Below are 12,229 nucleotides of genomic sequence, written 5' to 3'. Positions count from 1 at the left end.
TCAACTCAACCGGATCTCAAACAATGAAATTCCTGCGTTCATTGATCACGCTGGCCGTCGGCGCCGCGACCCTTGCCACTGTCGCCACTGCACAAGCCGAGGACCTCAATCTCGGCATCATTTCGACCGACTCGTCCTCCGTGCTGAAACAGCGCTGGGAACCGCTGATTCAGGACATGAACAAGCAAACCGGCCTGAACGTGAAAGCGTTCTTCGCGACGGACTACGCCGGCATTATCGAAGGCATGCGTTTCAACAAGGTCCAGGTTGCGTATCTCGGCAATGCGTCGGCGATCGAAGCAGTAGATCGTTCGCAAGGCGAGGTGTTTGCCAAGACCGTGTACGCGAATGGCGACGCCGGATATAAGTCGGTGTTGATCACCAACGTGAACAGCCGCTTCAAGACGCTCGACGATGTATTCAAGAATACGAAGGACGTCACGCTCGGCTTCGGCGATCCTAACTCCACGTCGGGCACGCTGATTCCCGGCTACTACCTGTTCGCCCAGCACAACACGCCGGTCAATACGTCGTTCAAGACCGTGCTGCCGTCGAGCCATGAAGCGAATCTGCTGGCCGTCGTGAACAACAAGATCGATATCGCGACCAACAACACCGAAATGCTCGATTCGTTGAAGAAGCAGCATCCGGACAAGTTCGCGCAGGTGCGCGTGCTGTGGACCTCGCCGCTGATTCCGTCGGACCCGATCGTGTGGCGCAAGGATCTGCCGCAAGCCACCAAGGACAAGCTGCGTAACTTCTTCGTCAACTATGCGAAGACCGATGCACACGAAAAGGCCGTGATGGCTGGCATTTTCGGCTATGGCGGCTTCGCGGCATCGTCGGATGCGCAGTTGCTGCCGATCCGCCAGGTCGCACTGTTCCAGCAGAAACAGAAGATCGAGAGCGACGCGCATCTCTCCGACGACGACCGCAAGACCCAGTTGGCCGCACTCGACGCGAAGCTGAGCGCGCTGAATACCGCGCAATCGAAGCAATGAACACGGTCGATCTGATCACGTCGCCGGCGCGCGCGAGCGAAGCGCTCGACGCCCAGGCGGCGCGTCATTCCGCGCCGGCGGCCGGCAAGCGCAGCTGGCTGTCGCTCGTCGGCTGGATCGCGGTGCTCGCGGTGCTGGGCGGCGCATGGCACGGCGCCGACATGCGTCCGCTGGATCTGCTCAGCGACTCCGGCAACATGGGCCAGTTCGCCAAGGACTTCTTCCCGCCCGACTTCACCGAATGGCGCAGCTATCTGCACGAGATGTATGTGACGCTCTCGGTGGCGGTGTGGGGCACCGCTCTTTCGCTCGTGTGCGCGGTGCCGTGCGGACTGATGTCCGCTCACAACATGGCGCCGATGTGGATCGTGCAGCCCATGCGCCGCATGATGGACGCGTGCCGCGCGATCAATGAAATGGTCTTCGCGATGCTGTTCATCGTCGCGGTCGGGCTCGGTCCCTTTGCGGGTGTGCTGGCGCTGTGGGTGCACACCACCGGCGTGCTCGCCAAGCTGTTCGCCGAAGCGGTCGAGGCCATCGATCCGCGTCCCGCCGAAGGCGTGCGCGCCACCGGCGCGACCAGTCTCGACGAAATCATCTATGGCGTATTGCCGCAAGTGCTGCCGTTGTGGATCTCGTACGCGTTGTATCGGTTCGAATCGAACGTGCGCTCGGCGATGGTGGTCGGCATGGTCGGCGCGGGCGGCATCGGCGTGGTGTTGTACGAGGCGATCCGCTCGTTCAACTATGCGCAAACGGCCGCGGTGATGATCATGGTGATCGTGGTCGTGACGGTAATCGACCTCGTTTCCGCGTGGTTGCGCGAGCGTGTGACCTGAGTGACGGCCTGCTGCACGCGGGTACGGCGGCGGGAAGTCTGGCGAAGCGCCGGCTTCGTCAGCTTTCCGCCGCGTGTGCCTTTGCACACAGCGTCTCAGCCTGCATACGCGGGGTTTCACCCGCCTTTGCAGCGTCTTTTTGGCGCCACAAATCGCCTCAATTATCCAAATAAAACCCCTTCGATCGAGTCGTCCACTCCTCTATTCCGGCGTTCTGCTGGAATAATCACGGGCTCATGGCCCGCACGCCGGCCTTCGCTTCTCCTCTCCCAGTCTTCGATGGAAACCTTGATCGTTTTGCTCCTGCTGCTCTCCGCGCTGCTTCACGCTACGTGGAACGCGTTTTTGCATCTTTCCGAAGATCGCATCTGGCTGCTCGGCATGATGGCGATGCCGTATATCGCCGTCAGCGCGGTCGGCGTGATCGTGCTGCCCATGCCGGCGCCGGCGGCGTGGCCGTATATCTTTGCATCGGTGGTGCTGGAATTCGGCTATCTGCTGGCGCTGATCCGCGCCTACAAAAGCGGCGACTTCGGGCAGATCTATCCGATTGCGCGCGGCCTTTCGCCGATGCTCGTATTCGTCGGCGCACTGGTCTTCGCGCATGAGGCGCTCAAGCCGCTCGCGGCGATCGGTGCGGCGCTGGTGTCGCTCGGCATCGTCTCGCTGGCGTTCCGGCGCGGCATGCGCTTTTCGGGCGAAAGCGTGCCCTTCGCGCTTCTCACCGGTTTCTTCATCGCGACATACTCGGTGGTCGACGGCATCGGCGCGCGCCTGGCGGGCAATGGCCTGAGCTACATTATGTGGGTCTATCTGATCTGGAACATTCCGCAGTTTCTGCTTGCCTGGCATTGGCGCGGCGGCGCCAAGGGACTGTTTATCGGGCGCGCAGTGGTGCTCAAGGGCATCGCGGCGGGCCTGCTCGCGTTGAGCGCCTATTGCCTGATCATCGAGGCTTACCGCTATCTGCCGATTGCAATGGTTTCCGCGCTGCGCGAGATGAGCTCGATCTTCGCGGTGCTGATCGGCTGGCTGTTCATGCGGGAGAAACTGACCGCGCAGAGGATCGTTGCGTGCGCGTTGGTGACGTTGGGGGCGGTGTTGATACGGGTTTGAGTCGCCTCACACAAACTCCGGCAACGTCGCATCGATCGCATCAGCCAGCGTGTTGAAAGCCGGCGCGATTTCCTCATCCGGCACGCACGCGTAGCCGATCAGCAAACCCGACGGCGCCAGCGCCGGCTGCGCGTAGTACCCCGACAACGGCCGCACGACGATATTGCGCTCCAGCGCCGCAGCCGCCACCAACAGGTCGTCGGTGCCATCAGGCAACTGCATCACGAGATGCAAACCGGCGTCGCCGCCCACTGCGGGCAACGCGTCGCCATAACGTTGCGCGGCGGCATCCAGCAGCGTCTGCCGGCGCTGCCCGTACAGCGTGCGCATCTTGCGAATATGCGATGTGAAATGCCCTTCGGCGATGAACTCCGCGAGCATCGCCTGCTGCAGCAGTTGTCCCTCGCGATACAACTCGGCGCTCGCAGTGGCAAAACTCTCCGCCAGCGCTTCAGGCACGACGAGGTAGCCGATGCGCAACCCCGGAAACAGCGTCTTGCCGAAGCTGCCCACGTAAATCACCTGCCCCGACGTATCCAGACCTTGCAGCGAAGCCAACGGCCGGCTGCCATAACGGTATTCGCTGTCGTAGTCGTCCTCGATGATCCAGCACTGGTTCTGCCGCGCGTATTCGAGCAGCATGCGGCGTCGCGCGAGACTCATCACCATGCCGAGCGGATATTGGTGCGACGGCGTGACGAGCATCAGCTTCGGCGGCTGCGCGAGGTCGTCGGCGGAGGGATTGATGCCTTCCTCATCGACGGGGATCGGCCGCGATTCCAGACCGGACACGTGCAGTACGCTGCGCACGCCCCAATAACACGGGTCTTCGGTCCAGATCACGTCGCCGGGATCGGATAGCAGGCGCACGGCCAGATCGACCGACTGGTGAATCCCGGTCGTGATGATGATCTGCTCCGGCGTGCAGCGCACTGAGCGCGAAGTGCGCAGATAGTCCGCCAGCGCATGCCGCAGCGAAGCCAGGCCGCCGCCCGGCGCATACGTCAGCAGGTCCGGGCGCAGCCGCCGCCAATATTTATTGTGCAGGCGGCTCCACACGCGCGCCGGAAACTTCGTGACGTCCGGCACGCCAGGCATGAACGCGCCCCACTGCCGCTTGGACACACCCGCGCCCGCGATCAGCCGCGCGCCGCGCGTGGACAGCGCGCGCCGCGCCTGCTGCGGCGCCGGCTCGGAACGCGCAACGGGTGCCTCGGCGTCGGGCACACCGACAATCTCGTCGGGCGCACTATCGGCGACAAACGTACCGCGCCCGGTCGCTGAACTGACATAACCTTCGAGTACGAGCTGCTCATACACCTGCGTGACGGTGTTGCGCCCAATGCCCAACTCCTGCGCCAGCAACCGCGACGACGGCACCTTGCTGCCCGGCGGCAATTCGCGCGACAGAATCGCCTGCTGCAGCAGCCGGTGCAACTGGCGATAGATCGGCTGGCCGTTGCCCCGGTCGAGGCGCTGGGCCAGCCAGTCGGACAAAACGCTCGCGCGCATGATTGGCTCCTACATTTTTATTGAAATGGCTCTGAAGTTAAGAGCCAAATCTCATTATAGTCGCTGCATGTGCTGCGCTGAGCGCGCGGCGTCCGCAAAAACCGAGGAGCGAAGGAGATGACTATGAAGAACGCAGAACTGAAAAGCCGGAAAGACGCCGCCACGCCGCGCGGCGTCGGGGTGATGTGCGATTTTTACGCCGAGCGCGCTGAAAACGCGGAACTGTGGGACGTCGAAGGCCGCCGATTCATCGACTTCGCCGCCGGCATCGCCGTGTGCAACACGGGCCACCGCCATCCGAAGATCCTCGCCGCGATCCGCGATCAGCTCGATCATTTCACCCACACGGCATATCAGATCGTGCCGTACGCGTCGTATGTCGAACTGGCCGAGAAACTCAACGAGCGCGCGCCGGGCGACCATCCGAAGAAAACCGCGTTCTTCACGACCGGCGCCGAAGCCGTCGAAAACGCCATCAAGATCGCCCGCGCCGCCACCGGCCGTCCGGGCGTGATCGCCTTCACCGGCGGTTTCCATGGCCGCACGCTGATGGGCATGGCGCTGACCGGCAAGGTCGCGCCGTACAAGATCGGCTTTGGTCCGTTCCCGTCGGACGTGTTCCATGCGCCGTTCCCGAATCCGCTGCACGGCGTGACCACGGCCGATTCGCTGAAGGCCATCGAATTCCTGTTCAAGGCCGACATCGATCCGAAGCGCGTGGCCGCGATCATCTTCGAACCGGTTCAGGGCGAAGGCGGTTTCTATCCGGCACCGGCCGAATTCGTGCGCGCGCTGCGCAAGCTGTGCAACGAGCACGGCATCCTGCTGATCGCCGACGAAGTGCAAACGGGTTTCGCGCGCACCGGCAAGCTGTTCGCCATGCATCACTACGACGTGGTGCCCGATCTGATGACGGTCGCCAAGAGCCTCGCCGGCGGCATGCCGCTGTCGGGCGTGATCGGCCGTGCTGACGTGATGGACGCCGCAGCGCCTGGCGGTCTCGGTGGCACATATGCGGGCAATCCTCTGGCGGTCGCCGCCGCGCATGCGGTGCTCGATATCATCGACGAAGAGAAGCTCTGCGAGCGCGCCACGGCGCTGGGTGACCGCGTCAAGGCCAAGCTGATCGCGCTGCAAAGCGACGTGCCGCAAATCGCCGATGTGCGCGGCCCCGGCGGCATGGTCGCCGTCGAATTCTGCAAGGCAGGCGGCACGGAGCCGGATGCGGAGTTCACCAAGCGCGTGCAGACGCGCGCGCTCGAACGCGGCTTGCTGCTGCTGGTGTGCGGCGTCTATTCGAACGTGGTGCGCTTCCTGTTCCCGCTGACGATTCAGGACGCGGTCTTCGACGAAGCCATGGCGATTCTCGAAGACGTGATCAAGGACAGCGTCACCGTCGCGGCATAAGGAAACCTACATGACCACGTTGAGCTTGAAAGACCCGTCGCTGCTGAAAAGCCACGCGTACATCGCGGGCGAATGGCAAGGCGCCGACGACGGCACGACCTTCGAAGTAAAGAACCCGGCCACGGGCGAAACGATCGCGACGGTGCCGCGTATGGGCACGGCGGAAACCCGTCGCGCCATCGACACGGCCAACGCCGCGTGGCCCGCATGGCGCGCCACGACCGCGAAGCAGCGCGCCGTGATCCTGCGCAAATGGCACGACCTGATGATGGAGAACGCCGACGATCTGGCGAAGATCCTCACCACGGAACAGGGCAAACCGCTCGCCGAAGCCAAGGGCGAAATCCAGTACGCCGCGTCGTTCCTCGAATGGTTCGCCGAAGAAGGCAAGCGCGTGAACGGCGACACGATCCCGACGCCGGCCAACGACAAACGCATCGTCGTGACGAAAGAGCCGATCGGCGTTTGCGCGGCTATCACACCGTGGAATTTCCCGGCCGCGATGATCACGCGCAAGGTCGGTCCGGCGCTCGCGGCGGGCTGCCCGATCATCGTCAAACCGGCTGAAGCCACGCCGCTCTCCGCGCTCGCGCTCGCGGTTCTGGCCGAACGCGCCGGCGTGCCGCGCGGCGTGTTCAACGTCGTGACCGGCGAGCCGAAAGCCATCGGCGCGGAAATGACGGGCAATCCGATCGTGCGCAAGCTGTCGTTCACCGGCTCGACGCCGGTCGGCCGTTTGCTCATGGCGCAGTGCGCGCCGACGGTCAAGAAGGTGTCGCTCGAACTCGGCGGCAATGCGCCGTTCATCGTATTCGACGACGCGGATCTGGACGCCGCGGTGGCCGGCGCGATTGCATCGAAGTATCGCAATAGCGGCCAGACCTGCGTGTGCACGAACCGTTTCTATGTGCATGACAAGGTCTACGATGCGTTCGCCGAGAAACTGCGCGTCGCCGTCGAACAACTCAAGGTTGGCCGCGGTACTGAGGACGGTGTCACGCAAGGTCCGCTGATCAACGAAGCGGCCGTGCTCAAGGTCGAGTCGCATATCGAAGACGCGCTTGCCAAAGGCGCCCGCATCGTTACCGGCGGCAAGCGTCATGCACTCGGCCATGGTTTCTTCGAGCCGACCGTGCTTGCGGATGTCACGCCGGCCATGAAGGTGGCGCGCGACGAAACCTTCGGGCCGCTCGCGCCGCTGTTCCGTTTCTCGTCGGATGAAGAAGTGATCCGCCTCGCTAACGACACCGAGTTCGGCCTCGCGTCGTACTTCTATAGCCGCGATATCGGCCGTGTCTGGCGTGTCGCGGAAGCGCTCGAATACGGCATGGTCGGCATCAACACGGGCCTCATCTCGAACGAAGTCGCGCCGTTCGGCGGCGTCAAGCAATCGGGCCTGGGCCGCGAAGGTTCGCATTACGGCATCGACGACTACGTGGTGATCAAGTACATGTGCGTCGGCGGAATCTGAACGCGAAGCTTGAAGTGAGAAAGTGAGAAGCGGCCACGTCGACATGTCTGACGTGGCCGTTTTTCGTTGGCCCAGTGGAAACAGGCCTGCTGTGTGGTGACAACGCCCGCTCTTGCGTTGCGAACGAAAACGGATCCCTACTCCGCCAGGTCTGTCGTTAAACTGCTGGCACAATTGCGGCACTTGACCGCGGTGCGCGCAGCCGAATAACGACCGTTAAATGAAACGCTTCGAAATACTGGCCAACACCATGGCCGATGAAATTCGCTCGGGCAGCCGTCCGGTCGGCTCCCGCATGCCGTCTTTGCGGCACCTCACCACGCAGCACGGCGTCAGCCAGTCCACCGTGTTTCGCGCCTATTACCTGCTTGAAGAGTGGGGCTTGATTCGAGCACGTGAACGCTCGGGCTACTACGTCGCGCCTGGAGCCGCGCTCGAACAGCAACCAGCGCCTCAACCGCAAACCGCTCTGGAGTCCGCCAAGGTCGAAATCAGCGACCTAGTATTCTCCGTGCTCGAAGCCGCGAAGCATCCCAATGTGGTGCCGTTCGGTTCGGCCTTTCCATCTCCGCAACTGTTTCCGCTTCAGCGTCTTGCCAGGTCGCTTGGGCATTCGAGCCGTTTGATCAGTCCGTGGAGCACCGTCGTCGATCTTCCGCCGGGCAATGAGCCATTGCGTCGCCAGATATCGTTGCGTTACATGGGGATGGGCGTTGCTCAGCCGATGGAGCAACTCGTCGTCACCAATGGCGCGCTGGAAGCATTGAACCTGTGTTTGATGGCCGTGACGCGCCCAGGCGACGTGGTCGCGATCGAGTCGCCCGGCTTCTATGCGGCGCTGCAGGCCATCGAGCGCCTCGATCTGCGGGCGGTCGAGATTCCGGTCGATCCTGTTTCGGGCATTGATTTGCAAGCGCTCTCGGATGCGCTCGACAAGCACCCTATCCGCGCATGCTGGTTCATGACCAACTATCAGAATCCGACCGGCGCGGCGATGTCGCAGGAGAAAAAGAAAGCGCTGGTCGAACTTCTCGCCCAGCGTGACGTGCCGCTTATCGAAGATGACGTGTACGGCGAACTGCATCATGCGGCGACCTACCCGCTGCCCGCCATCGCCTTCGACACGAAGGGGCTCGTGATGCACTGCAGTTCGTTTTCGAAGACGCTCGCACCGGGATACCGCATTGGTTGGGTCGCCGCGGGGCGCTTCGCCGAGAAAGTGCAGCGTCTGAAGTTGATGACCACGTTATCGGCCAGCATTCCCGCCCAAGCCGCGATAGCGGACTATCTTCAGCACGGCGGGTACGACAAGCATCTGCGGAAACTACGCGGCGCGTTCCGCAATCAACTCGCCTCGATGGACACCGCGCTGCGCCGCTGCATGCCGGAGGATTCGCATTGGACGCTGCCCTCCGGCGGCTATTTTCTGTGGCTGCGGCTGCCGTCGCACGTCGACGCGATGCAGTTGCACCGCCTTGCAATAGAGAACGGCATCAGCATCGCGCCGGGTCCGATTTTCTCCGCGCGGCACGAATTCCGGAATCATATCCGCTTGAACTTCGGTCATCCGTGGAGCGACAGTACGGAGAGCGCTGTCCAAACGCTGGGCTCGCTGCTCGAGCAGGCGAGCCGCTGAACCACGCGCTTTCCTGCACAAGCGCCGCCACCGTCAATGTGCGACGTTGACCGCAAGCCGGGCGAGCGCAAACAGCGTCGCGCCGAATCCACCGGCGAGCGCCACCGCGACGAGCGGCAACAGCGGCAGCTTGACGCCAGCCATGTCGGCCTGATGCGAGGCGCCGCGGCGGATGCCGAAAAAACTCCACAATACGATTCGCGTCATCTTCAAGAGGTTCATCGCGTCACCTTCAAGGCAAGGTTGTTGTATCTCACGCGATAGTCTGAACCCGTCAGGTCACCCAAAACAGTAGCAGTTGCGATCAATTCCAGCGCAGCAGTCTTGCGCTTCTGTCCGGTCGCCGCCCCGCCGGTTCGCTAACCAACTGCTAGCGTGTTTTCAGCGGCATCTGCTGCTTTTCAGCGGCTGCCATTGCCTCTATCGTTCGCCAGAAGCCCTTGGATCCGGCGCGGCACGTCATGTGTCGATGCCGACGGAACCACGGCTCCTTCCAACGAACCCGACGCACAGCCAGACTGCGCCATGTAGGGCGGCAGTCGCACCGGACCATGTACCAATACACCGAGTTTGACCAGTCATTCGTGCGCAGCCGGGCTGCCCAGTTTCGCGACCAGCTCGAACGCTGGCAGTCCGGCAAGCTGAGCGAGGACGATTTTCGTCCGTTGCGTCTTCAGAACGGATGGTATGTGCAACGGCATGCGCCGATGTTGCGCGTGGCGATCCCCTACGGAGAGTTGTCGAGCAGGCAATTGCGCATGCTAGCCCGGATTGCGCGCGAATACGACGAGCCGGAGGCCGAGGTCTACCGCCTTGCCAGCGAAGCGCAGCGCAAGCTCGGCACTGTCCGCCTGCCCACCAACTATGCGCATTTCACGACGCGCACCAACGTGCAATTCAACTGGATTCCGCTCTCGAAAGCCGCGGACGTGATGGACTTGCTCGCCAGCGTCGACATGCACGGCATTCAGACGAGCGGCAACTGCATCCGCAACATTTCCTGCGACGAACGCGCGGGCGTCGCGCCTGACGAAATCGCCGACCCGCGTCCGTTCGCCGAAATCATGCGGCAGTGGACAACCCTCCACCCCGAGTTCGCGTTCCTGCCGCGCAAGTTCAAGATCGCCATTACCGGTGCGAGCGAAGACCGCGCCGCGACGGACTGGCATGACGTCGGCCTTCGTCTGCTGCGTAACGAGGCGGGCGAACTGGGATTTCGCGTCACGGTGGGTGGCGGCATGGGCCGCACTCCCGTAATCGGCACCGTGCTGCGCGAGTTTTTGCCGTGGCAGCACATCATGAATTACATCGAAGCGGTGGTGCGCGTGTACAACCAGTACGGACGCCGCGACAACAAGTACAAGGCGCGGATCAAGATACTGGTGAAGGCGGAAGGCCAACGTTATATCGACGGCGTCGAGGAAGAGTTCCGCCAGATCGTCGAGCACGACGGCGGTCCGCATACGATTCCGCTGGCGGAACTCGAACGCGTCAGCGCGTGCTTCGCTCTACCCTGCAAGCCTTCCGTGGAGGCGCCGATCGACCTTGAAGCGATCGCAGCCTCGAACGCTGTGGCGTTGGACACGCCGCAATTCGAACGCTGGCTCCAGCGCAATGTCTCGCCGCACAGGAACCAGCGCTTGCGGATCGTCACTCTCTCGTTCAAACGCCTTCTGCAAGCGCCCGGCGATGCATCGGCGGAACAGCTCGATCGCGTGGCCGACTTGGCCGAGCGGTTCTCGGCGGGCGAAGCGCGTGTCACCCACACGCAGAATGTCGTGCTGCCGTGGGTACATGTCAACGACCTCCTGCCGCTTTGGCAAGCCGCGCGGGAAGCAGGACTCGCGAGCGCCAACGTGAATCTGCTGACCGACATGATCGCCTGCCCGGGCGGCGATTTCTGTGCGCTCGCCAATGCCCGTTCCATTCCGGTTGCCGAGGCGATTACCGAGCGCTATCAGGATCTGGACGAACTCAACGACATCGGCGATATCGACCTGCATATCAGCGGCTGCATCAATTCGTGCGGCCATCATCATAGTGGGCACATCGGCATCCTCGGAGTGGATAAGGATGGCAAGGAATGGTACCAGGTGACTTTGGGCGGCTCGGACGGTTCGCGCGCCAGTGGCCGCGCGCAAGCGGGCAAGGTCATCGGCCCGTCGTTTTCCGCCGCTGAAGTGCCCGAGGTCATCGACGCGCTGCTGTCCGCCTATCTCGACATTCGGGCGACCGTTGGCGAGAAGCGCGAGTCGTTCATCGAAACGGTTCGACGGGCAGGCATCGAACCGTTCAGGACGGCCGCGGATCGCGTACGCACGCTGATGGAGAAAACGGCATGAACGGATCGACACGTATCAGGCTGCTCACTCCGCCCGAGCACGCATCGGACACATCCGGGCAGGTTGTTTCTCTCGCAAACGACGCAGACCCGGCCGAGCAAAAGGAGCTGATCGCGACTGCTGCGCGCGTGGAGTTGCACTTCCCCACTTTCACCGATGGACGGGCCTACAGTCAGGCGTATCTCCTGCGCCGCCGCCTCGGCTTCAAAGGCGATTTGCGGGCAACCGGCGACGTGCTTGTCGATCAGTTGGTTCAGATGGAGCGCACCGGGTTTTCGAGTGCGGTACTGAAAGACGGTATCGATCCAGAGGACGCGCAACGCCAACTCGATCGCATCCCTTCGTTTTATCAGGGCGACGTTATTCACGACGCGCCCTTTGTGCGATCAGATGTCGAGAATGACGATGAGTGACGGCGCGAGAGACATGCGGATGGTGTCCGCAACTGCTCCGAGATCCGCGGACTACAGCGTAGAGCAGGTTATGCCGCCACATAGCGGATCGTCGCCAGATGCATTTTCGGGAGTGTGTCCGTCCCGACTCGCCCTCGCACGCCTCGGTCAGAAGTGGACCGTCCTGGCGATGATCGCGTTGCGAGAAAAGCATTTGCGCTTTGCCGAGATCAGGCGTCGTCTGGACGGCGTCTCCGACAAAATGCTTTCTCAGACATTGAGATCGATGGAAAGAGACGGGCTTGTCGAGCGATGCGTCGACGACCGGCATCCGGCGCGTATCGAGTACGGCTTAACCGTACTCGCTCGCACCGTGCTGCCAATCGTCACGGAATTGAAGCAATGGGCCGAACGTTCTATCGACTCCATTGAGGCCAGTAACCACGCGTATGACCACAAGATCGAACGGTCCACGTGTCAGGCCGTTTCATAGGCGCTGGAATCTCACGATCC

11 protein-coding genes are annotated in these 12,229 nt (G+C 62.5%); 9 read left to right on the top strand and 2 right to left on the bottom strand.

Annotated elements, in window-relative coordinates; all coding sequences use genetic code 11:
* The first annotated feature begins 23 nt into the window (after nucleotides 1-23).
* The 3 genes from phnD to PQR54_RS10990 all read left to right on the top strand — a co-directional run bounded on the left by phnD (nucleotide 24) and on the right by PQR54_RS10990 (nucleotide 2,956).
* Complete coding sequence (gene phnD, locus PQR54_RS11000; protein WP_408245444.1) at nucleotides 24-1,001, top strand: phosphonate ABC transporter substrate-binding protein; 978 nt, start codon at nucleotides 24-26, stop codon at nucleotides 999-1,001.
* Nucleotides 998-1,840 (top strand): phosphonate ABC transporter, permease protein PhnE, encoded by an 843-nt coding sequence (gene phnE / locus PQR54_RS10995; protein WP_408245442.1) that lies wholly within the window; start codon nucleotides 998-1,000, stop codon nucleotides 1,838-1,840. The genes phnD and phnE overlap by 4 nt, the downstream gene beginning before the upstream one ends.
* Before the next feature lie 279 nt (nucleotides 1,841-2,119).
* A complete protein-coding gene (locus tag PQR54_RS10990; RefSeq protein WP_408245440.1) occupies nucleotides 2,120-2,956 on the top strand; it encodes an EamA family transporter in 837 nt (278 codons plus the stop codon).
* Nucleotides 2,957-2,962: 6 nt separating this feature from the next.
* Here PQR54_RS10990 and pdxR read toward each other — a convergent pair whose 3' ends face one another.
* A complete protein-coding gene (pdxR, locus tag PQR54_RS10985; RefSeq protein ID WP_408245438.1) occupies nucleotides 2,963-4,468 on the bottom strand; it encodes a MocR-like pyridoxine biosynthesis transcription factor PdxR in 1,506 nt (501 codons plus the stop codon).
* 123 nt (nucleotides 4,469-4,591) lie between these two features.
* Here pdxR and PQR54_RS10980 point away from each other — a divergent pair, with 123 nt between their 5' ends.
* The 3 genes from PQR54_RS10980 to PQR54_RS10970 all read left to right on the top strand — a co-directional run bounded on the left by PQR54_RS10980 (nucleotide 4,592) and on the right by PQR54_RS10970 (nucleotide 8,982).
* Nucleotides 4,592-5,875, top strand: coding sequence for a 4-aminobutyrate--2-oxoglutarate transaminase (locus tag PQR54_RS10980; RefSeq protein WP_116145712.1), 1,284 nt, complete (start codon nucleotides 4,592-4,594; stop codon nucleotides 5,873-5,875).
* A gap of 10 nt (nucleotides 5,876-5,885) precedes the next feature.
* The gene (gene gabD, locus PQR54_RS10975; protein WP_408245436.1) at nucleotides 5,886-7,346 is read left to right on the top strand and encodes an NADP-dependent succinate-semialdehyde dehydrogenase; all 1,461 of its coding nucleotides are present in this window, start codon (nucleotides 5,886-5,888) and stop codon (nucleotides 7,344-7,346) included.
* Nucleotides 7,347-7,566: 220 nt separating this feature from the next.
* Nucleotides 7,567-8,982: an aminotransferase-like domain-containing protein gene (locus PQR54_RS10970; protein WP_408245434.1), complete on the top strand. Its 1,416-nt coding sequence runs from the start codon at nucleotides 7,567-7,569 to the stop codon at nucleotides 8,980-8,982.
* Between the two features lie 33 nt (nucleotides 8,983-9,015).
* Here PQR54_RS10970 and PQR54_RS10965 read toward each other — a convergent pair whose 3' ends face one another.
* Nucleotides 9,016-9,204, bottom strand: a complete 189-nt coding sequence (locus tag PQR54_RS10965; RefSeq protein WP_408245432.1) for a DUF2970 domain-containing protein — start codon at nucleotides 9,202-9,204, stop codon at nucleotides 9,016-9,018.
* A gap of 329 nt (nucleotides 9,205-9,533) precedes the next feature.
* Here PQR54_RS10965 and PQR54_RS10960 point away from each other — a divergent pair, with 329 nt between their 5' ends.
* Genes PQR54_RS10960 through PQR54_RS10950 form a run of 3 tightly spaced genes read left to right on the top strand, consistent with a single transcriptional unit; the run spans nucleotide 9,534 to nucleotide 12,209 of the window.
* The gene (locus tag PQR54_RS10960) at nucleotides 9,534-11,324 is read left to right on the top strand and encodes a nitrite/sulfite reductase (protein ID WP_408245430.1); all 1,791 of its coding nucleotides are present in this window, start codon (nucleotides 9,534-9,536) and stop codon (nucleotides 11,322-11,324) included.
* On the top strand, nucleotides 11,321-11,737 hold the full coding sequence (locus PQR54_RS10955) for a DUF934 domain-containing protein (RefSeq protein WP_408245428.1): 417 nt from the start codon (nucleotides 11,321-11,323) through the stop codon (nucleotides 11,735-11,737). Before PQR54_RS10960 ends, PQR54_RS10955 begins: the two co-directional genes overlap by 4 nt.
* On the top strand, nucleotides 11,730-12,209 hold the full coding sequence (locus tag PQR54_RS10950) for a winged helix-turn-helix transcriptional regulator (RefSeq protein WP_408245426.1): 480 nt from the start codon (nucleotides 11,730-11,732) through the stop codon (nucleotides 12,207-12,209). The genes PQR54_RS10955 and PQR54_RS10950 overlap by 8 nt, the downstream gene beginning before the upstream one ends.
* Nucleotides 12,210-12,229: the final 20 nt, after the last annotated feature.

The organism is Paraburkholderia phytofirmans (genome assembly GCF_046028095.1).
Classification (GTDB): domain Bacteria; phylum Pseudomonadota; class Gammaproteobacteria; order Burkholderiales; family Burkholderiaceae; genus Paraburkholderia; species Paraburkholderia phytofirmans_A.
The sequence above is the reverse complement of the archived record's forward strand: the minus strand, read 5'-3'. Positions and strand labels throughout refer to the sequence as shown.